The following is a 25,468-nucleotide window of genomic DNA, read 5'->3' as shown; positions in this document are numbered from 1 at the left end:
GTGCCAGACGGGTGGCTAAACGGACGTAAAAACGGGGGAAATAGGGCACAAAAACTCACTCTCAGTAAGCGTCAAGTGTAGCTGGCGGGCGCCGCCATGACCGCAATTGACGCACGTCAAGCAGAGATGCTGGCCAGATCCGCCTCGCTCAACCAGCGCCACTGACCTGGTGCCAGGTCATCGGGCAGCCGCAAGCCACCAATTTGGGACCGGTGCAAGCCTTCCACCCGGTTGCTGACCGCCGCCACCATCCGCTTGACCTGGTGGTATTTGCCTTCGGTCAGCGTCAGCCGCAGATGATGGGTGTCCACCGCCTCACAGGCGGCCGCGCGAACCGGCTTCGGATCATCGTCCAGCACCACACCGGCCAGCAGCTTTTGCACCTGGATCTCAGTCAGCGGATGCTTGACAGTCACCTCATAGACCTTGGGCACATGGTGGCGCGGCGAACTCATGCGGTGAATGAACTTGCCATCATCCGTCAACAACAACAGCCCGGTGGTGTCCTGATCGAGCCGCCCAACCGCCTGCACGCCCTGCACTGCGCCCTTTTGCGGCCGCAGGCGCAGCGGCGATGGCAGCAGGGTGTAGATGCTGGGGTGGGTCGAGGGTTTTTGGGAACACTCGGTGGCGGTGGGCTTGTTCAACATCACGTAGGCCTTCTCGTGGTACGGCCAGTCCACGCCCTGGACCCGAAAACGCAAACCTTCTGCTACGAATTCAGTAGCTGACTCCCGACATTCGACGGGGGCTAGAGCCTCATTTGACTCATAAACCTGAACCAGGCCCTGTTGGATCAGGCCGGCACACACGCGACGGGTGCCGAAACCCTGGGAATAAAGAATGTCTTGTAACTGCATGCCCCGAGTATCGCAAAGCCAGGCCAGGGACCGGCCCGCCATCCGTGGCGTCAGTGCCGGCGCACAAGGGTTTTGCTGCGCTGTTGGCACAGACTTTGTAGCGCCATTCCTTGATTTCCAGCGTTTGCCGATATTCGTGACCGACAGCTATTCGCCCTGGGCAGATCTGCATTGACTGCAATAGTCAACTTTTAGTCTCTGCGGGCAAGGCCTGTTTTTTCGGCTCACTGGGCTCTGCCAGTTGCTCGTTGCCCCACGCCAGCCAGTCCTCTCCAAACAGCTCCGCTGGGTGTGGCGAACGCTCGTTCGCGCAGGCCATCGAATCGATTGAACAGTATTTGTCACACCCCCAACAGATTCGCTCAGGATTTGCCGGGTGAATGGGAAATCTTTTTGTCATTTCGGGAGACGTTTTGCGCTTGTCGAGGCAGTTGCATGATCGGATGGGGTCCGGTGCTGGTGTGCGATCGCGATGTTCGTCGGGACTTCCACAATGGCACGCTTCGCAAGCTACCGCGGAACAACAAAAGTGGATTTTTCTTCGGTCACATCAACCTGGCCATCCTCTGCGGTTTGAACCCTGAACATGATCGGGCTCGCTTTGCCACGATAGCTCTGTGCCGCATCACGAGTCAAGGTCAGACGAATCATCAATGATCCGATGCCTGTGGCTGGCACGGTGAGCTCAGGCGGGGTCACCAGAGTCAACCCGGGCATGCCGTTCACACTTGCCGTGTAGGTTTGCGCGTGCTCAGTCCCATTCATGATTTGAAGACGGTAGACGTTTTCAATGTCGCCATTGCCAATTTCCCGTGCCATCACGCCACGGTCCTTGATGACATCGACTGCGAAGCCCTTGCGCAATGACAAGCCCGCGACGAAGACTGAAACAGCCACCAGAAGCAGCACACCGTAGAGCCACACCCGCGGTCGCCATACCCGTTTTAACATCTGCCTGGGGGTCAACTTCTCGGCCATACCATTGCCCGACGAATACCTGATCAAGCCAGCGGGGTAGTTCATTTTGCCCATCACTTCGTCGCAGACATCAATGCATGCTGCACAGCCAATGCATTCGTTCTGAAGCCCATCCCGGATATCAATGCCGGTGGGGCACACCTGGACACACAAGGTGCAATCAATGCAATCGCCAAGGCCAAGGACCTTGGGATCGGCAGTGCGTGAGCGCGAGCCCCTGGACTCACCGCGGTCTGCATCGTAGGCAATGACCATGGAATCCATGTCGGTCAAAGCGCTTTGAATGCGGGCGTAGGGACACATGTGTTTGCAGATCTGCTCTCTCATGTACCCGGCGTTGCCATAAGTTGCAAACGCGTAGAAAAGCACCCAGAACCATTCCCAGGGAGAGAATGACAGCAAGGCGACCTCGCCTATCAAGGCCCGAATCGGGGTGAAATAGCCCACAAAGGTTAACCCGGTGATCAAACTCAGTCCGATCCACAAGGCTTGCTTGGCACCCTTGCGGGCAATCTTTTCCAGATTCCAGGAGGCGCCATCGAGGCGCATACGGGCTTGGCGATCACCTTCAGCCTGACGTTCAAGCCACAGAAAAATCTCCGTATAAACAGTTTGCGGGCAGGCGTACCCGCACCAGAGCCGGCCCGCCACGGCGGTAAAGAAAAACAGGGCCAGGGCCGCAATCATCAACAGGCCCGCCAGATAGATCAGGTCCTGAGGATGCAGCACCAACCCAAAGATAAAAAACCTGCGGTCTGAGAGATCAAAGAGAATCGCCTGCCGGCCATTCCACTGCAACCACGGCAGTCCGTAAAAAACCAATTGCGTGACCCAAACCATGATCCAGCGCCACCGTGCATACCACCCACCAACCGAACGTGGATAGAGTTTGACCTGCGCTTCGTACAGCGAAAGCCCATCATTTGCACTTGTGCCAACGGACACCGGCCGGATTGGAATGATTCTGGAAGTTGAAGGCTTTTTCACAACTGGCGCTCTATATGTGAGCCTGCGTATCATCAAACTGCGAAAACAACACGTTGTTCTCCAGATGGATGTGGTTGATCACGTCGTCATGAAATTGAGCAACGCCCGCAGATAGCGCGCGCCCGGTGTTGCAGGCGCCTTCAGGCAGACTGTTCCCTTGCTGCAAGGCCAACACCTCAGCCAGCACTGCGCTCGCGTCCAGGCCTTGGCCGGACGCTGCCGGCTTCAGGCTGACTTGACCGCCACAGCAAAAATCAAGCTCAAGTCGCCCGAATACCGCTGTAGCACCAGGACACTGGGCAGCGATCTCACCGATGGTCTGGTCGACGCCAAGAACTTTGGCTCTTGCTTCAGCGGTCAGTAGTCGTGCATTCAAGGTGGGCCATTCTTCAAAGATGGATGGAATATGAATGTTATTTTATCCGATAAGATTCATGGCGTATGAATCTTTGATTGAACCATCTCCCCACCCATGCGCCTGACCCAATGGACTGACTACGCGCTGCGTGTATTCGGGCAATGCGCTGTGAGCCAGGACCGCACACAGCCAGACACGATCGCCGAGATCGCGGATAGCCATGACACCTCGCCCTCGCCTATCTTGCTGTGTCCGGCCATGCGGTGATGATATTTGTGTCTATGTGTTGGTGACCGACCGCTTGCGGTCGGTGGTGGTGGTGGTGGTGGGGTACATGTTGGGCGCGACGTCTACCCCGCGCACAAAACAAAAAGCCGCCCGAAGGCGGCTCCCCTGCCACAGCGCAAGCGCTTACTTGGCGCCAGGTACCTTGCCTTCAACGCCCTTGACGAAGAAGTTCAGGCCGCCCAGAAACTTGTCGTCGGCCGTGGCATCCTTGGCCACCTGCACCTTGCCGGTGTTGTCGGTGATCGGACCTTTCCAGATGACAAAACTGCCATCTGCCAGACCCTTCTTGACCTCTTCCACTTTGGCCTTGGTCTCGGCTGGCACGTCCTCGGCAATGGACACGATGTCGATCGCGCCTTCCTTCACACCCCACCAGGCATTGGTGCCGCCGGTCCACTTGCCGTCCAGCGCTTCCTGGGTGGCCTTGATGTAGTACGGACCCCAGTTGATCACGGCAGAGGCCAAATGGGCTTTCGGGCCGTAGGCCGTCATGTCGGAATCCCAACCGAACGCGCGCTTGCCCTTGGCCTCGGCGGTCTTGAGCACGGCGGGCGAATCGGTGTTCTGGAACAACACGTCAGCGCCACCATTGATCAGCGAGGTCGCCGCTTCGGTTTCCTTCGGTGGGTCAAACCAGCCATTCACCCACACCACCTTGGTCTTGACCTTGGGGTTGCTGGACTGGGCGCCCAGCGTGAAGGCGTTGATGTTGCGGATGACCTCGGGGATTGGAATGGAACCGACAACACCCAGGGTATTGGTCGTGGTCATCTTGCCGGCAATCACGCCCGCCATGTAGGCACCTTCGTAAGTGCGGCTGTCATAGGTGCGCATGTTCTCGGCCGTCTTGTAGCCGGTGGCGTGTTCAAACTTCACATCCTTGATGTCCGCGGCCACCTTGAGCATGGGCTCCATGTAGCCAAACGTGGTGCCGAAAATCAGCTTGTTCTTTCCTTCCGTGGCCAGGTCGCGGATGACGCGTTCCGCATCGGCGGACTCGGGCACGTTCTCGACAAACGACGTCTTGATCTTGTCGCCGAATTCTTTCTCCAGCGCCTTGCGGCCGTTGTCGTGCGCGAAGGTCCAGCCACCGTCGCCCACCGGGCCCACGTAGGCAAACGCTATCTTCAATGGCTCGGGCTTGGGCGCCGGGGCTGGTGCGGACGCCACTGGCGCAGGTGCCGGAGCGGGCGCCGGTTCTTCCTTCTTGCCGCACCCGACCAGCGCGGCGGAGGCCACGGCGGTAAGTGCTGCAATCTTCAGCGAGAGTTTTTGCAGATCGGTCATGTCAATTCCTTCTTTGTGGGGTGGTGACAGGGTTGAGAAAAGTTCAATTATGAACCGGGAAAAATCAGGAGCCAGGGTGGAAAGGCTTGCCAATCGAGGTCGGCATGTTGATGCGGATCCACTGTGGATTGCGCGAGATAAGCGCCAGCACCACGATGGTCGCCACGTAAGGCAGCATGGTCAGGAACTGGCTGGGCAGTTCCACCCCGATGCCCTGCAGGTGGAACTGCAGCATGGTCACGCCGCCAAACAGATAGGCCCCCAACAAGACACGGGCCGGACGCCAGGTGGCAAACGTCGTCAGCGCCAGGGCGATCCAGCCTTTGCCCGCCACCATGCCTTCCACCCATAACGGGGTGTAGATGATCGACATGTAGGCACCCGCCAGGCCGCACAGGGCACCTCCGGCAACAACTGCGAGCAACCGGATACGGCGCACCGGATAGCCCAGCGCGTGTGCCGATTCAGGGTTTTCGCCCACGCTGCGCAACACCAGACCGCTGCGCGTGCGGTAGAGAAACCAGATCAGCGCCAGTGCAAAGGCGACGGTCAGGTACACCATGGGATGGTGGCGAAACAGGGCCGGGCCCACCCACGGAATATCCGACAGGCCGGGGATGGCGAAGCTGGCGCGCTCCGGTATCTTGGCTTGCACGTAGCCCGTGCCGACAAATGCCGAAAAGCCGGTGCCAAACAAGGTGAGTGCCAGTCCCGTGGCATATTGGTTGGTGTTGAGCCAGATCACCAGCACGCCAAAGATGGCCGCCAGTGCCGCACCCGCTGCCATGCCGGCGGCAAAACCCAGCCAGTCGTTGCCGGTGTGGACCACGGTGGCAAAACCGGCGATGGCGGCGCACAGCATCATGCCTTCGGCCCCGAGGTTGACGACGCCCACCTTTTCGTTGTTCAGCAGGCCCAGCGATGCCAGGGCCAGCACCGTGCCCGCGTTCAGCGTGGCGGCCAGCAGCAGAGCATAGGAATCCATTACTTGCGCCCCTTCAATGTGAGTCTGTAGTTGACCAGCGTGTCGCAGGCCAGCAGGCTGAACAGCAGCAGACCCTGAAACACGCCTGTGAGCGATTTGGTCAGGCCCAGGCGCGACTGGGCCAGTTCGCCGCCGATGTAGAACATGCTCATCAGAATGGCCGAGAACACCATGCCCACGGGATGCAGGCGTCCGACAAAGGCCACGATGATGGCGGCAAAGCCGTAGCCGGCCGGCACGTACGGCGTAAGCTGACCAATCGGGCCGGCCACCTCCAGTGCGCCCGCCAGACCGGCCGCGCCGCCCGAAATCAGCAGCGCCGTCCACAGCGCCCTGCGCGAAGAAAACCCGGCGTAGCGCGCCGCAGCAGGCGCCAGCCCGCCCACCTGCTGCGCAAAGCCGGCCCGTGTGCGAAACAGGAATATCCACAGGCCCGCCACACCGGCCAGTGCCAGCACGACACCAATATTCACCCGCGAGCCATCGAACAGGCGTGGAATGCGGGTCGCCGCCTCAAACGTTTTGGTTTGCGGAAAATTGAAGCCTTGCGGATCTTTCCACGGCCCCCCCACCATGTAGCTCAGCACCTGCACCGCGACATAGACCAGCATCAGGCTGACCAGAATCTCGTTGGCGTTGAAGCGGTCGCGCAACAGCGCTGTGATGGCCGCCCACAGCATACCTCCCAGCATTCCCGCCAGCACGATGGGCAACACAATCCAGCGGCCGGTGGTCTGGTCGGCCATCAGGGCCACACCGCCGGCAAAAATGGCGCCAATGACGTACTGGCCCTCGGCACCGATATTCCACACATTGGAGCGAAAGCACACGGCCAGCCCCAGCGCAATGATCAGCAGCGGCGTGGCCTTGACCAGCAGCTCACCCAGGGCATACGAGTTGCGGATCGGCTGCCAGAAAAACATCTCCAGCCCCTTGAGCGGGTCTTTGCCCAGCACCGTGAACATGATGGCGCCAATGATGACCGTGATGGCCAGGGCCAGCAGCGGCGAGCCGTAGCTCCAGGCACTGGACGGCTGGGGGCGCGCTTCAAGCTTGAGCATGGTGACCTCCGCTCGGCTGTGCGTCGCCCATCTCGCCCAGATGGGTCTGCACGGCCTCATGCCACAAGCCGCTCATCCATTCGCCAATGCGCTCCACGGTGGCCTGCGCTATCGGGACCGACGGCGAAAGCCGGCCGCGGGCAATCACATGCAGGCGGTCGCTCAGCTCAAACAGTTCATCAAGTTCTTCGCTGACCACCAGCACGGCGCAACCCGCATCGCGCAGGGCCAGAATTTCACCGCGAATCTGTGCCGCCGCACCGACATCCACGCCCCAGGTCGGTTGCGACACGATGAACAGCCTGGGCTTGGCGTCAATCTCGCGGCCCACAATAAATTTCTGCAGGTTGCCACCCGAGAGCGAACGCGCCACCGAGCGCGGGCCGCCGGCTTTCACGTTGAAGCGCCGGATGATGTCAGCGGCCTGCGCCTCCAGGTGGCCGACCCTGATCCAGCCGCCGCCAAAACGCGGGTGGGAAATGGATTCCTGGCGCGTCAGCAGCAGGTTGTGGGCCAGCCCCAGCGTCGGCACGGCACCGCGGCCCAGGCGCTCTTCCGGCACAAAATGCAGCCCCAGCTTGCGCCGCCCGCCGGGATGCAGGCACGACGCATCCGCCTCGCCAATGCGAATCGACCCGGGGCTGGCGCGCACATCTTCGCCCGACAGGGCGTAGAGCAATTCTTTCTGGCCGTTGCCGGAAACCCCGGCAATGCCCACCACCTCGCCCGCCCGCACTTCCAGCGAGACGCCCTCCAGGTCCACGCCAAACTGGTCTTCCCGGGCGAGCGTGAGGCTCTGTACCCGCAGTACCGGCGCACCGGCCTTGAGCGCGCGATGGGTCAACTGGGGCGGCTCGGCGCCGATCATCATGCTGGAGAGCGAGGCATTGGTCTCCTGTGCCGGGTTGCACACGCCGGTGACCTTGCCCCCGCGCAGCACGGTGCAGGCGTTGCACAGTTCACGGATCTCATGCAGTTTGTGGCTGATGTACAAAATGCTGCAGCCTTCGCTGGCCAGCTTCTTCAGCACCACAAACAGCTTCTCCACCGCCTGCGGCGTGAGCACCGAGGTGGGCTCGTCCAGAATCAGCAACTGCGGGTTGGTCAGCAGGGCACGGATGATTTCAACGCGCTGCATTTCACCCACGCTCAAGGTATGCACCGGCCGGCCGGGATCGATGTCCAGCCCGTACTCCGACGCCTTGGCGGTGATGCTGTGCGTGACTTCAACCAGGCTCAGGCGCTTGCTCAGCCCCAGCCAGACGTTCTCGGCCACCGTGATGGTGTCAAACAGGCTGAAATGCTGGAACACCATGCTGATGCCCAGCGCACGCGCCTCTTGCGGATTGCGGATGTGCACCGGCTGGCCATTGAACATGACCGTGCCGGCATCCGGCTTGACCGAACCGTAGATGATCTTCATCAGCGTGGACTTGCCGGCGCCGTTTTCGCCCAGCACCGCATGGGTCTCGCCCGGCATGACGGTGAGGGACACATCGCTGTTGGCGACCACGCCGGGATAGCTTTTGGTGATGCCCGCAAGATGAAGTCGGGGGGTTGTCATGCGGCGGGCGATTTCATTATTTCGACTTGGTATGGACTCGGGCTACGAACATGCAAAGTTAATGCCAACTTGATGCCAGCAGGACGGTGATCGTGACGGCGTGTCATCCGTTGGCGCAAACCTTGCGTACCTTCGGCGGCAACGATGTCATATGCTAGCCCAACTGAATGCCCTTGCGCTGGTGTTTTGCCCTGATTTTGAATTACGCTGGCGATGAAGGACCCGACCATGAACACCCAAACCATTCAATTTGTACGGCGTGGCGAAATTGTCTCGTTGCGCAATGTAGCACCCACCCGCACGCTGCTGCAGGTGCTGCGGGAGGATCTGAACTGCACTGGCACCAAAGAGGGCTGCAATGAGGGCGACTGCGGCGCCTGCACCGTGGTGCTGGGCGAGGCGCAGGGCGATCACATCAAGTACAGCGCCGTCAACAGCTGCATCCGCCTGGCGCATTCAGTCAGCGGCATGGCGCTATGGACCGTAGAAGACCTGGCCGCGGAAGACGGCACGCTGCACCCGGCCCAGCAAGCCATGGTGCAGTGCCATGGCAGCCAATGCGGTTTTTGCACGCCCGGCTTTGTCATGAGCCTGTTTGGCATGTACCAGAACCACGTCTGCCACGACGCACCGGTCAGTCGCGAACTCGCCAGGGAAGAACTTTCGGGCAATCTGTGCCGCTGCACCGGTTACCGGCCGATTCTGGACGCCGCCCAACGTATGGCCGAATTGCCGCCCGTGCGCGTCGACGAAGCCGGTTTGCTACAACAATTAGAGCTGCTTACGCATACTGGACGGGGGCTAGAGGCCAATTTCTCATATATTTCTCCGCACACCCTGCCCGACCTGCTGGCCGCCCGCGCCGCGCACCCCAATGCCCAGATCGTGGCCGGCTGCACGGATGTCGGGCTATGGATCAACAAGCTGCACCTGCCGTTTGACAAGGTGCTGGACGTGACCCGTGTCCAGGAGCTGCGGCGCATTGAGGACTACCCGCACCACATCGCCATTGGCGCCGCCGTCACGCTGACCGACGCCTTTGCCGCACTGGTGGCCGACCGTCCGCAGCTGCACACGTTTGCCACCCGCTTTGCCGGCCTGCCGGTGCGCAACTCGGGCACGCTGGGCGGCAATGTGGCCAACGGCTCGCCGATTGGGGATTCGATGCCGCTGCTGATTGCGCTGGGCGCCAACGTGGTCTTGATGAGCGAGAGAAATGGACGAATGAGCAGCCGGGAACTGCCCTTGGAGCAGCTGTACACCGGGTACCGCAAAAACGTGATGGCCGCGGACGAAGTGCTGGCGTGGATCAAGGTGCCCAAGGCGACGCCCGATGAACTGTGCCGGGTCTACAAAATATCCAAACGGTTTGAGGACGACATTTCCGCCGTTTGCCTGGCGTTGAGCCTGCGTCTGACAGAAGGCCAGGTAGCGCAGGCGTCGATCGGCGTCGGCGGCGTGGCCGCCACGCCGGTGCGGGCAGCGAAAACGGAAGCGGCACTGACCGGCCAGCCCTGGAACCTGAACACCGTGCAGAAAGCGATGCTCACATTGCGCGACGAGTTCGCGCCGATCTCGGACATGCGGGCATCAAGCACCTACCGCGTGCAGGTGCTGGGCAATCTGCTGCAGCGCTTCTGGCTGGAGAGCCAGGGCCAGCAGAGCATCAACCTGGAATCCTTCACGCTGGAAGGAGACCCCGCATGAACGACACCCGTCAACCCGAAGCGCTCCCAAGCGGTCACTTGAGCCTGCCGGCCAGCGGCAGGTCCCAGCCCCACGAAAGCGCAGTGGCCCAAGTGGCAGGCGCCGCGACCTACGTGGACGACATGCCCGAAGTGCGCGGCACGCTGTACGCCGCCCCCATCGTCTCAACCCAAGCCCACGGCAGACTGCGCGGTGTGGACGCCAGCGCCGCACTGGCCATGCCGGGCGTGCGGGACGTGGTCCTGGCCCGGGACGTTCCCGGCAACCCCATGCTGGCGGCCTTTGCCGGCGACGAACCCATCTTCGCCATCGACACGGTGCAACATGTTGGGCAGGTGGTCGGCCTCGTGGTGGCCGACAGCGTAATGCAGGCCCGCCATGCCGCGCGCAAGGTCAAACTCGACATCGAAGCCCTGCCCGCCATTCTGAGCATCAAGGACGCGCTGGCAGCGCAAAGCTATGTGCTGCCGCCGGTTTTTGTCAGGCGCGGTGACGCGGCACAGGCCTTGTCCCGCGCTGCGCATGCCCTGAGCGGCACGCTGGAGGTGGGGGGCCAGGAACACTTCTATCTGGAAGGCCAGATTGCCTACGTGCTGCCGCAGGAACAGAACCAGTGGGCGGTGTATTCCAGTACGCAGCACCCCGGCGAGGTGCAGCATTGGGTGGCGCACGCCCTGGGGCTGGACAACCATGCCGTGCGGGTGGAATGCCGCCGCATGGGCGGCGGCTTTGGCGGCAAGGAGACGCAGGCCGGGCATCTGGCGGTGTGGGCAGCGATTGCGGCCAACAAACTCAAACGCCCCATCAAGCTGCGTCTGGACCGCGACGATGACTTCATGATCACCGGCAAACGCCACCCGTTTGCCTACGAGTACACAGCGGGTTTTGACGACACGGGACGCCTGAGTGGCCTGAAGCTCATGATGGCCGCCAACTGCGGCTTCAGCGCCGACCTGTCCGGCCCGGTGGCCGACCGCGCCGTCTTCCACGCCGACAACGCGTACTTTCTCGAGGACGTGGAAATTGCGTCCTACCGCTGCAAGCTCAACACCCAGAGCCACACGGCGTTTCGCGGCTTTGGCGGACCCCAGGGGGTGATCGTCATCGAGTCCATCCTGGGTGACATTGCGCGCAATCTGGGGCTGGACCCGCTGGATGTGCGCGTGCGCAACCTGTATGGCGACGAAATCGTCGCGCCGGGGACCGCAACCACGCCGGAAAGGCGTCGCGATGTTACCCACTACGGCATGCGCGTCGAAGACAACATCCTGCAACCCTTGCTATCAAAACTGGAGCAGTCTGCGCAGTATCGGCGTAGGCGGGAGGCTATTTTCTTATGGAACGCATCCCAACCGGTGATCAAACGCGGCCTCGCCATCACGCCCGTCAAATTCGGCATTTCCTTCACCGCCACACTGTTCAACCAGGCCGGGGCATTGGTGCATGTCTATCTGGATGGCAGCGTCCAGGTGAACCACGGCGGCACCGAAATGGGCCAGGGCCTGAACACCAAGGTGGCGCAGATCGTGGCCGACGAGCTGGGCGTGCCGTTTGAGCGCGTGCTGGCCACCGCCAGCGACACCAGCAAAATCCCCAACGCCTCGGCCACCGCCGCCTCGGCCGGCACCGACCTGAACGGCCGCGCCGCCCAGTTTGCCGCCCGCCATGTGCGCGACAACCTGAGTGCCTTTGTGGGCGGGCTGGACGGCTGCGGCGCCGGCGCGATCCGCTTTGAAGGGGGCCGGGTGCACTCCCCCAGCGCGACCCGCAGCTTTGACGAGGTGGTGAAACTGGCCTACGCCAACCGCATCCAGCTCTGGAGTGACGGCTTCTACCGCACACCGAAAATCCACTACGACAAGACCACTTTGAGTGGTCGGCCGTTCTACTACTTTGCCTACGGTGCCGCCTGCACCGAAGTGGCGATTGACACCCTGACCGGCGAGAACCGCGTCTTGAGAGTTGACATCCTGCACGACGTCGGCCGCTCCATCAACCCGGCCATCGACATCGGGCAGATCGAAGGCGGCTTTGTGCAGGGCATGGGCTGGCTGACCACCGAGCAGCTGGTGTGGGACGACAAAGGCCAGCTGAGCACCCACGCCCCCAGCACCTACAAAATTCCCACCGCAGGCGATGTGCCTGAGCATTTCCAGATTGATCTCTGGACGGAACCCAACCGGGAAGACAACGTGTTCGGCAGCAAGGCCGTCGGTGAGCCGCCGTTCATGCTGGCCATCAGCGTGTACGAGGCGTTAAGAGACGCCGTGGCACAGGCACGCGGCGATGACCAACCCGTGCGCCTGACGGCGCCAGCCACCGCGGAGAATGTCTTGATGGCGTTGACTTACACGCCCCAGACCACATCCTTGCCAGCCTCGGCGCTGCACCTCAATAAATCGATGAATGAGGCTGCCCGCTGACGCAACATGACGCTGTCGCCTTCAACGTCTTCTTCGAGTGGAAGGTGCGCGTCGCGGCGGGATTGCGCAGCTTCGTGAACCACGATGGCCGCTTCGAGCGCGGCAATCGCGGCAGGGATTTGCGCCACCGTAATGATCCCCTGTGGCGCCGGGGACTTGCCAATGATGGCGAGCATCTGATCGCCGTTCATCGCAAGCATGATGACGTCAGCGCAGGCTTGGGATTTGAACTTGTACAGCATGATTGAACTCGTACTCCTTAAGGCAGGATGTGCTTGCTGCGCAAGTCAGCTCAAACCCCCGCCAGCGACCTCAACCCGCCCGGGTCCACCAGATTCAGGATTCGCCCGGAGCCACTGATCAGGCTGCGCTCACGCAGGTGCCGCAGCACACGCGACAGCGTCTCGGGCGCAATACCCAACTGCGCTGCAATGGATCGTTTGCGCTGCTGCAACAGCACGGCCATCACGCCCTTGTCACCGGTCTGTGCATTGCGCAGCAGCCACTCGGCGCAGCGGGCCTCCGCATCCTTGGCCAACCGGCTGACAGCCAGCTCGGTTTGTTGCCTGTGCGCCATCGCCACATCGTGCAGCACCGCCTGGGCCGGCGCAGCCATGGCCGAGAGCGAACGGCGGAACTCGGCCACCGGCACGCGACGCAAGGTGACTTCAGTCTCTGCAATGGCATCCACGGGGTTGGGCAGGTTCAACACGGCAGACGTCGCGTCCAGCCAGCAGGGCCCTTCCACCACCCCGAGCTGGTGTTCCATGGCATTGCCTTCCATCACACCCAGGGCCACACGGCCCGACTCCAGATAGCTGACCCATGGTGAGGCGACAGCACGTTTGAACAAAAGTTCACCCCGGGCGGCGACTTGTCGCTCAGCGGGAGGGGCAATGGTTTCAGCAGATAACATGGACCCGACTTTGCCGCGCTCATCGCCCCTTGATCTTGAGCGAAATCAAACAATTGCAAGGAAAACGCTCACAAAACCAGCACGGCGCGGAAATCATTGACGTTGGTGAACGTTGGCCCGGTGCTGACCAGATCGCCCAAACCCGAAAAATAGCCATAGGCATCGTTGCGGTCCAGGTAATCGTCGATTTTCATGCCTTTGAGCAGTGCCCGACTCAGCGTGGCGGGTTCCACCCAGGCGCCGGCGTTGTCTTCCACACCGTCGATGCCGTCGGTATCCGCCGCCAGGGCGTATACCCGGGCCTGACCCTGCAGGGCCTGGGCCAGCCCCAGACAGAATTCGCCAGCGCGCCCGCCGCGACCACCCGGCGCGCCCGCCGCCGTGGCGCGCACGGTCACGGTGGTTTCGCCACCACTGAGGATGACGCAAGGCCGTTGAAACGGCTGGCCCTTGACGGCCACGGCACGCGCCAGCGCCGCGTGCACTTTGCCCACTTCGCGGGACTCGCCTTCCATCTCATCACTCAGGATATAAGCCGCCAGACCCAGCGCGCGGGCGGCGTCAGCCGCCGCCTCCAGCGACTGCTGGGGCGTGGCAATCAGGTGAACATGCGTGTTCGCCAAAGCAGGATCGCCAGGCTTGGGCGTTTCCAGCGCGCCACTTAGAAGCAAATCGGCCACTGGCCCTGGTATATCAATGTTGTAACGATTCAAAATTGATAGCGCGTCGGCACAGGTGGTGGCGTCGGCGACAGTCGGCCCGCTGGCAATGATGGAGGGGTCATCCCCCGGCACATCGCTGATGGCCAGCGTCACGACCCGCGCAGGTGCGCAGGCCTCGGCCAGGCGTCCGCCCTTGATGCGCGAGAGGTGCTTGCGCACGCAGTTCATCTCGGCAATATTGGCGCCGCTACGGAGTAAATCCTTGTTGATACGCTGCTTGTCGGCCAGTGTCAGACCTTGCGCCGGCAGGGTCAGCAGGGCCGAGCCGCCGCCCGATATCAGGCACAGCACCAGATCGTCTGGTCCCAGCCCTTGCGCGAGACCCAGCATGCGCTCGGCGGCTGCCAGGCCCGCCGCATCGGGCACCGGGTGCGCGGCCTCGACCACTTCAATGCGCTGCGTCAAGCCCGGTGGGCGCGGTGGAATGTGCTGGTAACGCGTCACCACCAGTCCCTGCAGCGGCGCATCTTCAGGCCAGAAGGCCTCCACCGCCTGCGCCATGGCGCCAGCGGCCTTGCCGGCACCCAGCACCAGGGTCCGGCCTTTCGGCGGTGCGGGAAGGTACGCGGCCGTATTGTGCAGCGGCAGCGCTCGCCGCACCGCTACGGCGTACAGGTGTTCAAGAAACTTGCGCGGATCGGTGGTGGGGTTCATGGCGGGAACTGGATGAGGAAGGATTGGGGGTGTCACGAAGGCCTCAAGGCCAATTATGTGTTGCCCCAGCCTTGTCCCCTCACTGCGCACCGGACGCCATGGCTTTGCGCGCTTATTCGATGCTTACCCTGGCCTCCTTCACCAGCTTGGCAAAGCGCTCGGTATCGTCCTTGATTTGTCTCGCCATCTGCTCGGGCGTGTTGCCGATTGGCTCGGCCCCGATGTCGTCCATCTTCTTTTTGAACTCCGGGGAGTTGATGATCTTGACGATTTCGGTATTGAGCCGGGTCACGACATCGCGCGGCGTGGCGGCGGGCGCCAGCACGCCAAACCAGGTACCCAGATTGAAGCCCTTGAGACCGGACTCATCAAGGGTGGGCACCTCAGGCAGGGCCTTTGAGCGCGTGGCGGTCGTCACGGCCAGGGCCCGCAGCTTGCCGGCCTTGATGTGCGGCAGCACCGGTGTGATGGTGTCGAACGACATGGTGATCTGCCCGCCCAGCAAGTCGGTGGTCAACGGGCCGCTGCCCTTGTAGGGCACGTGCAGCAACTGCACGCCGCCCATGCCTTCAAACTGCGCGCCAATCAGGTGCTGGCCGGTGCCGTTACCGTTGGAGCCATAGGTCAGCTTGCCAGGTTCCGCCTTGGCCAGTGCCAGCAGTTCCTTGACATTCTTCGCTGGCACGGCCGGGTTGACCACCAGCACGTTGGGCACCAGGGCCACGGTCGTGACCGGCGCGAAGTCTTTCTGGAAGTCATAGGCCAGCTTCTTGTACACGCTGGTGGCAATGGTGTGGTGCACCGCGCCCATCAGCAGCGTGTAGCCATCGGGCTTGGCTTTTGCCACGTAGTCGGCACCCAGTGTGGAACCCGCGCCCGGTTTGCTTTCCACAATCACCGGTTGCCCCAGGCTTTTGGACAGTTCCAGGCCGACGGCGCGTGCCAGCACATCGGTGGTGCCACCGGCCGGAAATGGCACGATCAGGCTGATGGATTTGCTCGGCCAGGCTTGCGCCATGGCGCTGGAACTTGCCAGCGTCACGGCCAGGGCGGCTGCCTGCAATACGGTTGAAACGGTCACAGTCTTATGGGTCATGGGGTGTCTCCTCAGAGTTGTTGGATTCAAGAAAAGGAGTCAGGCGGTTTGCCGGCCCGGCTTGCCACGGATGCAGTCGCACACGGCCTGTGTCACCTCGACCGTGGTCGCGCTGCCGCCCAGGTCGCGTGTGTGCAGCGCCGGGTTGGCGGTCACTTGTTCGATGGCCTGCATCAGCGTGGCTGCTGCCGCGGCTTCACCCAGATGTTCCAGCAGCATCACGCAGCTCCAGAAGGTGCCCACCGGGTTGGCCAGGCCCTTGCCCATGATGTCGAAGGCCGAGCCATGGATCGGCTCGAACATGGAAGGGTAGCGGCGCTCGGGGTCGATGTTGCCGGTGGGTGCAATGCCCAGGCTGCCGGCCAGCGCGGCGGCCAGGTCGCTCAGGATGTCGGCGTGCAGGTTGGTGGCCACCAGGGTGTCCAGCGTCGCCGGACGATTGACCATGCGCGCGGTGGCGGCGTCCACCAGCTCCTTGTCCCAGGTGACGTCGGGATACTCTTTCGAAATCTGCACCGCGATTTCGTCCCACATCACCATGGCGTGGCGCTGTGCATTGGACTTGGTCACCACCGTCAGCAGCTTGCGCGGGCGGGACTGGGCTAATCTGAAGGCATAACGCATGATGCGTTCGACGCCGGCGCGGGTCATCATCGACACGTCGGTCGCCGCCTCGATCGGGTGGCCCTGGTGAACCCTGCCGCCAACGCCGGAATACTCTCCCTCGGAGTTTTCACGCACGATGACCCAGTTCAGGTCTTCCGGTTTGCAGCGCTTGAGCGGCCCGTCGATGCCGGGCAGGATGCGCGTCGGGCGCACGTTGGCATATTGGTCAAAGCCCTGGCAGATTTTGAGGCGCAGGCCCCAGAGCGTGATGTGGTCGGGAATGTGCGGGTCGCCGGCCGAGCCGAACAGAATCGCGTCCTTGTGGCGCAAGGCATCCAGGCCGTCCTGCGGCATCATCTCGCCATGGGCGCGGAACCAGTCGCCACCCCAGCCGAAGTTCTCGAACTCGAACCTGAATGCGCTGCTGGAGGCGGCCAGCGTCTCCAGCACAGTCTGGCCGGCTGGCACCACCTCTTTGCCAATGCCGTCGCCCGGGATACAGGCGATTTGGTAGGTCTTCATGGGATTTCCTCAACGGGTTGCAATGAAGAAGGACTTTATTACCGCCCAGAGTTAACGCGCGGTGAACAAGTTAAAGCATTGTTTACTATGATTGAACAATGACGACCCCCGCCTCCGCCCCTTCCGAGATGGCTTTCTTCAGCTTGCTGGTACGCGCCGGCAGCCTCTCGGCGGCCGGCCGTGAGCTGGACATCTCGACCCCCGCGGTCAGCAAGCGGCTGGCCCAGATGGAGGCGCGCCTTGGCGTGCAGCTACTCCATCGCACCACACGACGCATTGGCCTGACACCGGAGGGGGAAATCTACCTGGCCCAGGCACGCCGCATCCTCGCTGATATCGACGACATGGAGCAGCTGGTGTCGAGTTCGGTGGCGGCCCCCAAGGGCCTGTTGCGCGTCAACGCGACCTTGGGCTTTGGCCGCAGCAACATTGCGCCGCTGATCTCCGACTTTGTCAAACGCTATCCGGACGTGCAGGTGCAACTGCAACTCACCGTGAACCCGCCGCCTCTGACCGAGGACGCCTTTGATGTCTGCATCCGCTTTGGCGAGCCGCCCGACGCGCGCGTTGTCGCCCGTCGCATCGCAGGCAACCGGCGTCTGCTCTGTGCGGCGCCGGCCTATCTGGCCCGGCATGGGACGCCCCAGGTGCCCAACGATCTTGCGCAGCACAATTGCATCGGCATTCGCCAGGGCGACGAGGCTTACGGCATCTGGCGCCTGACTTCAGGCAAGCGCAGCGAGACCGTCAAGGTGCGCGGCAACCTGAACACCAACGACGGCGAGATCGCCGTTAACTGGGCTCTCGCGGGCCATGGCATCCTGATGCGTGCCGAATGGGATATTGCCAAATACCTGCGCAGCGGCCGGCTGCGCCAGGTTCTGGAGAATTGGCAGACGCCGCCGGCCGACATTCATGCCGTGTACCCGCAGCGCCTGCAGACGGCAGCGCGGGTGCGTGCCTTTGTGGAATTCGTGGTGCAGGCGTTTCCAACCGCCGTGCCCCGCTAATCTGCCAGCTGGCAGTCAGAAACTACTCGCCCAGATAGGCGGCCCGCACCTTGGGATCGTTGAGCATTTCCTTGGCGTCGCCCGTCATGGTGACAAGGCCTGACTCCATCACATAGCCGCGATTGGCGATGCCCAGGGCACGGCTGGCATTTTGTTCCACCAGCAGCACCGTCACGCCCTGCGCATAAACGTCGCGCACCACCTCAAAGATCTTGTCCACCATGATGGGCGACAAACCCATGGAGGGTTCGTCGAGCAGCAGCACTTTGGGGCGGCTCATCAGGGCGCGGCCCATGGCCAGCATTTGCTGCTCGCCGCCGGACATGGTGCCCGCCAGCTGGTCACGCCGCTCCTTGAGACGCGGGAAGATGGTGAACACCTTGTCGATGTCGGCCAGGATGTCGGCCTTGTCGTTGCGGATATAGGCACCCATCTGCAGGTTCTCGACAATGGTCATGCGGGTAAAGACCCCGCGGCCTTCCGGCACCATGGCCAGGCCCTGCTTCACCAGATCCCACGGCCCCTGGCCGCGAATGCTTTTGCCCAGGTACTCGATGTCACCCTCGTTGATGGGCAAGGTGCCGGTTATGGCTTTCATGGTGGTGGTTTTGCCGGCACCATTGGAGCCGATCAGGGACACCAGTTCGCCTTCGCGCACTTCAAAGTCAACGCCTTTGACGGCCTGGATGCCGCCGTACGCGACTTTAAGACCCGTCACTTTAAGAAGGATGTTTGTCATGTCAGTGCCCGCTGGTGCCAAGATAGGCTTCGATTACTTTTTCATTTTTCTGGACGTCGGCCGGTGTACCCTCGGCAATCTGCTTGCCATAGTCCAGCACCGTGACGCGATCGCACAAACCCATCACCAGCTTCACATCGTGCTCGATCAGCAGAATGGTGCGGTTGTCATTGCGGATCTTGTCGATCAGTTCGCGCAGCATGACCTTCTCGGTGGCGTTCATGCCGGCGGCGGGTTCATCGAGCGCAATGAGCTGCGGATCGGTCGCCAGGGCCCGGGCAATTTCCAGGCGGCGCTGATCGCCGTAGCTCAGCGTGCGGGCCTTGTAGTCGGCAAATTTGCCAATGCCCACATAGTCCAGCAACTCGTGCGCCCGTTGGGTGATGGCGGCTTCTTCCTTCTTGAACCCCGGCGTGCGAAAAATGGCGCCCAGCAGGCCTGAATGGGTGCGGATATGGCGACCCACCATCACGTTTTCCAGCGCAGTCATGTCGGCAAACAGGCGAATGTTCTGGAAGGTGCGCGCAATGCCGGCTTTGGCCACTTCATGCACCGCCGTGGGCTGGTAGGTCTTGCCGGCCAGCTCGAAGCTGCCGCTGTCCGGTGTGTACAGGCCGGTGAGGACATTGAAGAAGGTGGTTTTGCCGGCGCCATTGGGGCCGATCAGGCCATAGACCTGGCCACGCTTGATCTTGATGCCGACATCGCTCAGGGCCTGCAGGCCACCGAATCGCTTGGAAACGCCGGCGACGTTGAGTACAGTGTCTGTCATGTTCGTTCCAGCAAGGTTCAGGTTTTCGGGTTCTGCAGCGACTTGCCGTGATCGGGCGAAGGCCACAAGCCCCGTGGACGCGACAACATGACGCTGATCATGGCCAGCGCTATCAGCAGCTGGCGCAAAATCGACGCGTCCAGCCGCCCATCGGTCATGGACTGCAGGGGCCCGGCGACATAGCGCAACACTTCAGGCAAGGCGGACAGCAGCACGGCACCCAGAATGACGCCCGGCAGATGCCCGATGCCACCCAGCACGACCATCGCGACGATCATCACCGACTCCATCAGGCTGAAGGACTCCGGCGAAATGAAGCCCTGGAAAGAAGCAAACATGGCGCCCGACACGCCGCCAAAAGTGGCGCCCATGCCAAAGGCCAGCAGCTTCAGGTTGCGGGTATTGATGCCCATGGCCTTGGCGGCGATTTCGTCTTCACGAATCGCCATCCAGGCACGGCCTACCCGCGACAACTCCAGCCGGTGGCAGATCACCACGCTGAACACCACCAAGGCCAGGAACAGGTAGTAATAGAGCGACACCGACGCCAGCTCGAAGCCGCCGATGTTGACACTCTTGCCCAGGTTGAGCCCGAAGAAGCTCAATGAGTCAATCTGGTTCAAGCCCTTGGGGCCGTTGGTGATGTTGACCGGATGATCCAGGTTGTTGAGGAACACACGGATGATCTCGCCAAAACCCAGGGTGACGATGGCCAGGTAGTCACCCCGCAGACGCAAGGTGGGCGCGCCCAACAGCACACCAAACACGCCCGCGATGGCCGCCGCCGCCGGAATCACAATCCAGATCGGCGCGTGCAAACCGTCCGGGAACATGGCGGCAATCGCCGGAAATGCCTCGGTCAGGTGCGGCGAGGCGAGCAGGCCATACATATACGCACCAATGGCAAAAAAGGCCACGTAACCCAAATCCAGCAGGCCGGCGTAGCCAACCACAATATTGAGGCCCAGGGCCAGCAACACATAGAGCAAGGCCATGTCGGCAATACGAACCCAGGCATTGCCCAAACCCTGCAGCAGCACCGGCAGAACCAGCAATGCAACGGCCGTCAACAGGAATGGAATGATTTTCTTTTGTTGTTTCACGATGGGCTCCTCAGGCGCGATCCGCCACCCGCTCACCCAGCAGACCCGAGGGCCGCAGTGTGAGTACGATGATCAAGACAATGAACGCAAAAATATCGGAGTAGTGGCTGCCCAGCACGCCACCGGTCAGGGTGCCGATGTAGCCCGCACCCAGCGATTCAATCAGGCCGAGCAGAATGCCCCCCACGACCGCGCCAGCCAGGTTGCCAATCCCGCCAAACACCGCCGCGGTAAAAGCTTTCAGGCCCGGCAAAAAGCCCATGGTGTGCTGCACCGTGCCGTAGTTGGCCGCCCACATCACGCCGGCAATCGCGGCCAGGATGGCGCCAATCAGGAAGGTGGCGGAAATCACCACGTCGGGCTTGACGCCCATCAGAGCCGCGACTCGCGGGTTTTCGGCCGTGGCACGCATGGCGCGCCCCAGCTTGGTGTAGTTCACCACATACATCAGTATCGCCAGCGACACGGCGGTCATGGCCAGAATCAGCACCTGTGTCGGCGTGATCACCGCGCCACCGATATCGAATGGCGTACGCGGCATCAAGGTGGGATACGGTTTGTAGTTGGGTTTCCAGATGATCATGGCCAGCGTCTGCAGCAGGATGGACATGCCGATGGCCGTGATCAGCGGTGCCAGTTTGGGGCTATTGCGCAGGGGCCTATAGGCCACCTTCTCGATCACGAAATTGAGGGCGGCCGCCACCACGCAGGCAATGATCAGGGAGATGAAAAGAATCACATAACCCGGGGTACCCGGCATGGCGTCCTGCATCAGGCCAATGATGGTCCAGCTGGTCAACGCGCCGACCATCAGCACTTCACCATGGGCGAAGTTGATCAGGCCGATGATGCCGTACACCATGGTGTAGCCCAGCGCCACAAGGGCATACATGCTGCCCAACACCAGACCATTGATGATCTGCTGTATGAAGGTATCCATAAACTTCTCCGATTTTTGGCCGGGGCATGAGTCAGCGGATTGCTGACGAGCGATGCGGCCTTGTGAGCTCTACCAGTTCCGTAGCAAAAAACCTGCCAACGTAGCGATACCGGCAGATTGGTGGACGCGATTGTAGCGAAGGGGTGTCCGATGCCAGCGCCCTCCCGAACGGGGTTTACCCTTGCGTAGAAGAAGCATCAGCAACTCTTAACAATCATCAGCCGCCTTGATTGTTCAGGTTTTTCAGCTGACGCAACTTGTCTGCGATCCTGATCTCCAGCCCGCGTTCAACCGGACGGTAGAAATCGGGCGCCGCCATGCCGTTTGGCAAATAGCGCTCGCCCGCTGCAAAACCACCCTCTTCGTCGTGCGCGTAGCGGTAGCCCTTGCCATAGTCCAGCTCCTTCATGAGCTTGGTCGGTGCATTGCGCAGGTGCATGGGCACGGGGCGCGTACCGTCTTTTTTCACAAAGGCCTTGGCCTCGTTGAAGGCCTTGTAAACCGCATTCGACTTCGGGGCGACAGCCAGGTACACCACGCACTCGGCCAGCGCCAGTTCACCCTCGGGTGTGCCCAGGCGCTCGTACACCTCGGCCGCATCCAGTGCCAGGCGCAGGGCGCGGGGGTCGGCCAGGCCAATATCTTCACTCGCCATGCGGATCAGGCGCCGTGCCATGTAGCGCGGGTCGGCACCGCCATCGAGCATGCGCACAAACCAGTACAGCGCGGCGTCCGCATCGGAGCCACGCACCGATTTGTGCAAGGCCGAAATCGTGTCATAGAACTGCTCGCCGCCCTTGTCATAGCGGCGCATGCGTTCACCCAGCACCTTGAGCAGCCACACATCAGTGATTTCGGCCAGCTTTTCCTGGGTGGCGGCCACGGCCAGGGTTTCCAGCGTGTTCAGCAGGCGCCGCGCATCGCCATCGGCGTAGGCGATCAAGCGGTCAGCTGCTATCTTTTCAATAGCTGGTATCGCACCAATATCGTGGGCCCGGACCACAATTTGTTCAAGATCCTGCTGCGACAGGGGTTGCAGCACATAGACTGCGGCCCGCGACAGCAAAGCCGAGTTGACTTCGAACGACGGGTTCTCGGTGGTGGCGCCGATGAAGGTGAACAGGCCACTCTCCACGTGCGGCAAAAAAGCATCCTGCTGGCTTTTGTTGAAGCGATGCACCTCGTCGACAAACACAATCGTGCGCCGGCCCTGCCCCAGCGCCACCTGCGCTTTTTCTAGCGCCTCGCGAATGTCCTTCACGCCCCCGAGCACTGCACTGATGGTGATGAACTGCGCATCAAACGCGTCGGCCATCAGGCGCGCAATGGTGGTTTTGCCGGTACCCGGCGGCCCCCACAGGATGCAGCTGTGCGGCTGCCCGGATTCGAACGCGATGCGCAGCGCCATGCCCTCGCCCAACAAGTGCTGCTGGCCAATGACTTCGCTCAATGTCTTGGGACGCAGCCGCTCGGCCAGGGGGGCATCCGGGGCTTGGGGAGTACGGGTCATAAGGCGTCCAGCGGGCTGGGCACAACGGCGGGGCTTTGCATCCCGCGAATTTTAGGTGTTGCCGGAAACAGCGAACATGCTGCGACGAAAACCGGGCCGGAAACGAAAAAGCCACCCGCAAGCGGGTGGCTTTTCGAATGGGCCGTCTTGTCTAGCAGCCCGCGGAAGTCACGGATGGGGTAATCACCGGCGCGGCGGTGGCGGTGGCGGCGAGATAGCTGACCCGGCAATTGGCGGCGGTAGTGGCACCGGTTGCATCAAAGGTGATGGGGTTACCGGCGGTAATCGTCAGACCATCGTTCAGGCCATTAATGCTGGCCGCTGCCTGGATGCCGGCGGCCGTGGCGGTCGGATAACGGTTGAGCATGGTGACGATCGTACCGTCCATGTTGACCGTGCCGCCCGTAGCCGTGCAGGTTCCCACGGGAACCGCCACCAGATCCAGTTCACAGCGGGCCTTGGCCAAGGCGGCAGCCGTCCGGATGGAGCCAAACATGCTCTGCATCTTCGCCACGCGCGCGTCGCGCTGAACTGCGATATATCTGGGCAGCGCTATGGCCGCCAGGATGCCGATGATGGAGATGACAATCACCAGCTCAATGAGGGTGAAGCCTTTTTGCAGTTTTTTCATGAATGGTCAGATGGCAAGTTGAAGTTGGCCCGATTCTGCAGTATCCCGCGAACAAAGTGCAGATATCTCACCGATGAGGCCGGTGGGTGTGACTTTTTTGCCGACCCCGGTACCGGCGCCGTCGTCACAGGCCCTGCTTCACTGCCGGATGATGTCGGCCCCGGGCGGCGCCTTGAACTGGAAGCTGTTGCCCGGCAGGGCGGGATTGATTTCAAACCGGTTAAAGGTCAACAGGGAACGTTGCCCGAAACTGTCGAGAATTTCAAGCGCGGCCAGGCCGGCCGCCTGGTTCGTTGCCGGGTCACGGACCCGGAAACCGACGCGAACTGTCTGCAATTGCCCGTCCTTGGATTTGGGCGTCGCCGCGACCCATTGCAGCCCGTCCTTGTCGGGCGCATCCGCCAGCGCGAAGTCAGCCTGCAAGGCGCGCAGATCGGGCGCAGCGGCAATCAGGGCCGCGGGGGTTGAACCCAGCGTCGATGCCTGCTTGCGGGCCGTCACCTGATTCAGGTCCGCATCGAACAGCCACAGGGTCTGTCCGTCCGCCACGATGCTTTGCTCGAACGGTTTGTTGTAGATGAACTTGAAGCGATTGGGCCGGGAGAACTCGAACGTGCCGCTCGATGTTTTGGCGCGCGGCGCCTGCCCCTCCTTGACGGGCGAGGTCACCACCTGGGTGAAGTCGGCACGCCCCGTTTTCACCGTCTTCACAAAAACTTCAAGGCTTTCCAGGCCGCCAGCCCCCGCCATTCCTGCCAAGGCAGCTATGCAAATAATAGCAATACGTTTCATTGTTCTGTTCACTCCGCCCGTGCGGGCACTAAAATTTCACGTTGGCCACTGCTGCTCATGGAACTCACCAAACCGGCGTTTTCCATGTCCTCGACCAGCCGCGCAGCGCGGTTGTAGCCAATCTTGAGATGACGCTGCACCAGCGAGATGCTGGCCTTTCGGTTTTTCAGGACCACCTCGACCGCCTGGTCGTACAACGGGTCTTTTTCACCGCCGCCGCTGCCACCCTCGCCCATCAAATCACCCACGCTGTCATCGGTGCCACCTTCGAGTACGCCTTCAATGTAGTTGGGCTCACCCTGCGACTTCAGGTAGCTCACCACCCGGTGCACTTCTTCGTCGCTCACAAAGGCGCCGTGCACCCGGATCGGCAGGCCGGTGCCACTGGGCATGTAGAGCATGTCGCCCATGCCCAGCAGGGCCTCGGCACCCATCTGGTCCAGAATGGTGCGACTGTCGATCTTGCTGCTGACCTGAAACGCAATGCGCGTAGGAATATTGGCCTTGATCAGGCCGGTGATCACGTCCACGCTGGGACGCTGGGTGGCCAGAATCAGGTGGATGCCAGCAGCGCGCGCCTTCTGCGCCAGGCGGGCGATCAATTCCTCGATCTTCTTGCCCACCACCATCATCAAGTCGGCCAGCTCGTCAATCACCACCACGATGTGCGGCAAGCGGTCCAGCGGCTCGGGCGCCTCGGGGGTCAGGCTGAACGGGTTGGAGATGAATTCGCCGCGCGCCCTGGCCTCGTCAATCTTGACGTTGTAGCCGGCCAGGTTGCGCACGCCCATCTTGCTCATGAGCTTGTAGCGGCGCTCCATTTCAGCCACGCACCAGGTCAGGCCGTGCGCGGCCTGGCGCATGTCGGTAACCACCGGGGCCAGCAGATGCGGAATGCCTTCGTAGACACTCATCTCCAGCATCTTCGGGTCGATCAGCAGCAGGCGCACATCGCGC

General features: G+C 61.8%; 24 protein-coding genes. 3 read left to right on the top strand and 21 right to left on the bottom strand.

Annotation, left to right across the window (positions count from 1 at the left end; genetic code table 11):
• Window positions 1-116: 116 nt before the first annotated feature.
• The 8 genes from Q7T10_RS11500 to Q7T10_RS11465 form a co-directional block, all read right to left on the bottom strand.
• Window positions 117-860 carry a 16S rRNA pseudouridine(516) synthase gene (locus Q7T10_RS11500; protein WP_304748304.1) on the bottom strand — a complete coding sequence of 248 codons (744 nt, stop codon included), beginning with the start codon at window positions 858-860 and terminating at the stop codon, window positions 117-119.
• Between the two features lie 184 nt (window positions 861-1,044).
• Window positions 1,045-1,260: a DUF3079 domain-containing protein gene (locus tag Q7T10_RS11495; RefSeq protein WP_304748303.1), complete on the bottom strand. Its 216-nt coding sequence runs from the start codon at window positions 1,258-1,260 to the stop codon at window positions 1,045-1,047.
• Between the two features lie 110 nt (window positions 1,261-1,370).
• A complete protein-coding gene (gene ccoG, locus Q7T10_RS11490) occupies window positions 1,371-2,858 on the bottom strand; it encodes a cytochrome c oxidase accessory protein CcoG (RefSeq protein WP_304748302.1) in 1,488 nt (495 codons plus the stop codon).
• Window positions 2,836-3,201, bottom strand: coding sequence for a DUF542 domain-containing protein (locus Q7T10_RS11485; RefSeq protein ID WP_304748300.1), 366 nt, complete (start codon window positions 3,199-3,201; stop codon window positions 2,836-2,838). The genes ccoG and Q7T10_RS11485 overlap by 23 nt, the downstream gene beginning before the upstream one ends.
• A 393-nt stretch (window positions 3,202-3,594) precedes the next feature.
• Window positions 3,595-4,758, bottom strand: coding sequence for a BMP family ABC transporter substrate-binding protein (locus tag Q7T10_RS11480; protein ID WP_304748298.1), 1,164 nt, complete (start codon window positions 4,756-4,758; stop codon window positions 3,595-3,597).
• Between the two features lie 64 nt (window positions 4,759-4,822).
• A complete protein-coding gene (locus Q7T10_RS11475; RefSeq protein ID WP_304748297.1) occupies window positions 4,823-5,743 on the bottom strand; it encodes an ABC transporter permease in 921 nt (306 codons plus the stop codon).
• The gene (locus Q7T10_RS11470; RefSeq protein WP_304748295.1) at window positions 5,743-6,804 is read right to left on the bottom strand and encodes an ABC transporter permease; all 1,062 of its coding nucleotides are present in this window, start codon (window positions 6,802-6,804) and stop codon (window positions 5,743-5,745) included. Before Q7T10_RS11470 ends, Q7T10_RS11475 begins: the two co-directional genes overlap by 1 nt.
• The gene (locus tag Q7T10_RS11465; RefSeq protein ID WP_304748293.1) at window positions 6,791-8,368 is read right to left on the bottom strand and encodes an ABC transporter ATP-binding protein; all 1,578 of its coding nucleotides are present in this window, start codon (window positions 8,366-8,368) and stop codon (window positions 6,791-6,793) included. Before Q7T10_RS11465 ends, Q7T10_RS11470 begins: the two co-directional genes overlap by 14 nt.
• Before the next feature lie 228 nt (window positions 8,369-8,596).
• On the opposite strand from Q7T10_RS11465, the gene xdhA reads away from it, so the two are divergent.
• A complete protein-coding gene (gene xdhA / locus Q7T10_RS11460) occupies window positions 8,597-10,075 on the top strand; it encodes a xanthine dehydrogenase small subunit (protein WP_304748291.1) in 1,479 nt (492 codons plus the stop codon).
• Window positions 10,072-12,498, top strand: coding sequence for a xanthine dehydrogenase molybdopterin binding subunit (gene xdhB / locus Q7T10_RS11455; RefSeq protein ID WP_304748290.1), 2,427 nt, complete (start codon window positions 10,072-10,074; stop codon window positions 12,496-12,498). Before xdhA ends, xdhB begins: the two co-directional genes overlap by 4 nt.
• Here the strand turns inward: xdhB and Q7T10_RS11450 are convergent.
• From Q7T10_RS11450 to Q7T10_RS11430, 5 genes are all read right to left on the bottom strand, one after another.
• Entirely contained in the window at window positions 12,423-12,740 is a 318-nt protein-coding gene (locus Q7T10_RS11450) for a DUF1840 domain-containing protein (RefSeq protein WP_304748288.1), read from the bottom strand. The two genes, xdhB and Q7T10_RS11450, sit on opposite strands and share 76 nt — an antisense overlap.
• 50 nt (window positions 12,741-12,790) lie before the next feature.
• On the bottom strand, window positions 12,791-13,414 hold the full coding sequence (locus tag Q7T10_RS11445) for a Crp/Fnr family transcriptional regulator (RefSeq protein WP_304748286.1): 624 nt from the start codon (window positions 13,412-13,414) through the stop codon (window positions 12,791-12,793).
• 68 nt (window positions 13,415-13,482) lie between these two features.
• Window positions 13,483-14,790 (bottom strand): glycerate kinase, encoded by a 1,308-nt coding sequence (locus Q7T10_RS11440; protein WP_304748284.1) that lies wholly within the window; start codon window positions 14,788-14,790, stop codon window positions 13,483-13,485.
• Between the two features lie 112 nt (window positions 14,791-14,902).
• On the bottom strand, window positions 14,903-15,886 hold the full coding sequence (locus Q7T10_RS11435) for a tripartite tricarboxylate transporter substrate binding protein (RefSeq protein WP_304748282.1): 984 nt from the start codon (window positions 15,884-15,886) through the stop codon (window positions 14,903-14,905).
• A gap of 39 nt (window positions 15,887-15,925) precedes the next feature.
• Window positions 15,926-17,014 carry a tartrate dehydrogenase gene (locus tag Q7T10_RS11430; RefSeq protein ID WP_304748279.1) on the bottom strand — a complete coding sequence of 363 codons (1,089 nt, stop codon included), beginning with the start codon at window positions 17,012-17,014 and terminating at the stop codon, window positions 15,926-15,928.
• Between the two features lie 98 nt (window positions 17,015-17,112).
• On the opposite strand from Q7T10_RS11430, the gene Q7T10_RS11425 reads away from it, so the two are divergent.
• Window positions 17,113-18,024 (top strand): LysR family transcriptional regulator, encoded by a 912-nt coding sequence (locus Q7T10_RS11425; RefSeq protein ID WP_304748276.1) that lies wholly within the window; start codon window positions 17,113-17,115, stop codon window positions 18,022-18,024.
• 22 nt (window positions 18,025-18,046) lie between these two features.
• Here the strand turns inward: Q7T10_RS11425 and Q7T10_RS11420 are convergent, their stop codons facing one another.
• The 8 genes from Q7T10_RS11420 to Q7T10_RS11385 all read right to left on the bottom strand — a co-directional run.
• The gene (locus Q7T10_RS11420; RefSeq protein ID WP_304748274.1) at window positions 18,047-18,763 is read right to left on the bottom strand and encodes an ABC transporter ATP-binding protein; all 717 of its coding nucleotides are present in this window, start codon (window positions 18,761-18,763) and stop codon (window positions 18,047-18,049) included.
• A gap of 1 nt (window position 18,764) precedes the next feature.
• Entirely contained in the window at window positions 18,765-19,535 is a 771-nt protein-coding gene (locus Q7T10_RS11415) for an ABC transporter ATP-binding protein (protein WP_304748271.1), read from the bottom strand.
• Window positions 19,536-19,552: 17 nt separating this feature from the next.
• A complete protein-coding gene (locus Q7T10_RS11410; protein ID WP_304748270.1) occupies window positions 19,553-20,638 on the bottom strand; it encodes a branched-chain amino acid ABC transporter permease in 1,086 nt (361 codons plus the stop codon).
• Window positions 20,639-20,648: 10 nt separating this feature from the next.
• Window positions 20,649-21,578, bottom strand: coding sequence for a branched-chain amino acid ABC transporter permease (locus tag Q7T10_RS11405; RefSeq protein WP_304748269.1), 930 nt, complete (start codon window positions 21,576-21,578; stop codon window positions 20,649-20,651).
• Window positions 21,579-21,795: 217 nt separating this feature from the next.
• Window positions 21,796-23,088 carry a replication-associated recombination protein A gene (locus Q7T10_RS11400; RefSeq protein WP_304748268.1) on the bottom strand — a complete coding sequence of 431 codons (1,293 nt, stop codon included), beginning with the start codon at window positions 23,086-23,088 and terminating at the stop codon, window positions 21,796-21,798.
• 151 nt (window positions 23,089-23,239) lie between these two features.
• Window positions 23,240-23,719: a prepilin-type N-terminal cleavage/methylation domain-containing protein gene (locus tag Q7T10_RS11395; RefSeq protein ID WP_304748267.1), complete on the bottom strand. Its 480-nt coding sequence runs from the start codon at window positions 23,717-23,719 to the stop codon at window positions 23,240-23,242.
• Window positions 23,720-23,857: 138 nt separating this feature from the next.
• Window positions 23,858-24,511: an outer membrane lipoprotein chaperone LolA gene (gene lolA / locus Q7T10_RS11390; RefSeq protein WP_304748265.1), complete on the bottom strand. Its 654-nt coding sequence runs from the start codon at window positions 24,509-24,511 to the stop codon at window positions 23,858-23,860.
• An 8-nt stretch (window positions 24,512-24,519) separates the two neighbouring features.
• The coding region (locus Q7T10_RS11385; protein ID WP_304748263.1) for an FtsK/SpoIIIE domain-containing protein at window positions 24,520-25,468 on the bottom strand (949 nt) is incomplete at its 5' end.

The sequence above is a fragment of the Rhodoferax sp. genome, assembly GCF_030646845.1.
Lineage (GTDB): Bacteria > Pseudomonadota > Gammaproteobacteria > Burkholderiales > Burkholderiaceae_C > Rhodoferax.
This window is presented reverse-complemented; position numbering and strand designations above follow the sequence as displayed.

Excerpts from the sequence above, each read along its gene's own strand:
- Q7T10_RS11500 (WP_304748304.1), bottom strand. The coding sequence starts at position 860 with ATGCAGTTACAAGACATTCTTTATTCCCAGGGTTTCGGCACCCGTCGC.
- Q7T10_RS11495 (WP_304748303.1), bottom strand. The coding sequence starts at position 1,260 with ATGACAAAAAGATTTCCCATTCACCCGGCAAATCCTGAGCGAATCTGT.
- ccoG (WP_304748302.1), bottom strand. The coding sequence starts at position 2,858 with ATGATACGCAGGCTCACATATAGAGCGCCAGTTGTGAAAAAGCCTTCA.
- Q7T10_RS11480 (WP_304748298.1), bottom strand. The coding sequence starts at position 4,758 with ATGACCGATCTGCAAAAACTCTCGCTGAAGATTGCAGCACTTACCGCC.
- Q7T10_RS11475 (WP_304748297.1), bottom strand. The coding sequence starts at position 5,743 with ATGGATTCCTATGCTCTGCTGCTGGCCGCCACGCTGAACGCGGGCACG.
- Q7T10_RS11470 (WP_304748295.1), bottom strand. The coding sequence starts at position 6,804 with ATGCTCAAGCTTGAAGCGCGCCCCCAGCCGTCCAGTGCCTGGAGCTAC.
- Q7T10_RS11465 (WP_304748293.1), bottom strand. The coding sequence starts at position 8,368 with ATGACAACCCCCCGACTTCATCTTGCGGGCATCACCAAAAGCTATCCC.
- xdhA (WP_304748291.1), top strand. The coding sequence starts at position 8,597 with ATGAACACCCAAACCATTCAATTTGTACGGCGTGGCGAAATTGTCTCG.
- xdhB (WP_304748290.1), top strand. The coding sequence starts at position 10,072 with ATGAACGACACCCGTCAACCCGAAGCGCTCCCAAGCGGTCACTTGAGC.
- Q7T10_RS11450 (WP_304748288.1), bottom strand. The coding sequence starts at position 12,740 with ATGCTGTACAAGTTCAAATCCCAAGCCTGCGCTGACGTCATCATGCTT.
- Q7T10_RS11445 (WP_304748286.1), bottom strand. The coding sequence starts at position 13,414 with ATGTTATCTGCTGAAACCATTGCCCCTCCCGCTGAGCGACAAGTCGCC.
- Q7T10_RS11440 (WP_304748284.1), bottom strand. The coding sequence starts at position 14,790 with ATGAACCCCACCACCGATCCGCGCAAGTTTCTTGAACACCTGTACGCC.
- Q7T10_RS11435 (WP_304748282.1), bottom strand. The coding sequence starts at position 15,886 with ATGACCCATAAGACTGTGACCGTTTCAACCGTATTGCAGGCAGCCGCC.
- Q7T10_RS11430 (WP_304748279.1), bottom strand. The coding sequence starts at position 17,014 with ATGAAGACCTACCAAATCGCCTGTATCCCGGGCGACGGCATTGGCAAA.
- Q7T10_RS11425 (WP_304748276.1), top strand. The coding sequence starts at position 17,113 with ATGACGACCCCCGCCTCCGCCCCTTCCGAGATGGCTTTCTTCAGCTTG.
- Q7T10_RS11420 (WP_304748274.1), bottom strand. The coding sequence starts at position 18,763 with ATGACAAACATCCTTCTTAAAGTGACGGGTCTTAAAGTCGCGTACGGC.
- Q7T10_RS11415 (WP_304748271.1), bottom strand. The coding sequence starts at position 19,535 with ATGACAGACACTGTACTCAACGTCGCCGGCGTTTCCAAGCGATTCGGT.
- Q7T10_RS11405 (WP_304748269.1), bottom strand. The coding sequence starts at position 21,578 with ATGGATACCTTCATACAGCAGATCATCAATGGTCTGGTGTTGGGCAGC.
- Q7T10_RS11400 (WP_304748268.1), bottom strand. The coding sequence starts at position 23,088 with ATGACCCGTACTCCCCAAGCCCCGGATGCCCCCCTGGCCGAGCGGCTG.
- Q7T10_RS11395 (WP_304748267.1), bottom strand. The coding sequence starts at position 23,719 with ATGAAAAAACTGCAAAAAGGCTTCACCCTCATTGAGCTGGTGATTGTC.
- lolA (WP_304748265.1), bottom strand. The coding sequence starts at position 24,511 with ATGAAACGTATTGCTATTATTTGCATAGCTGCCTTGGCAGGAATGGCG.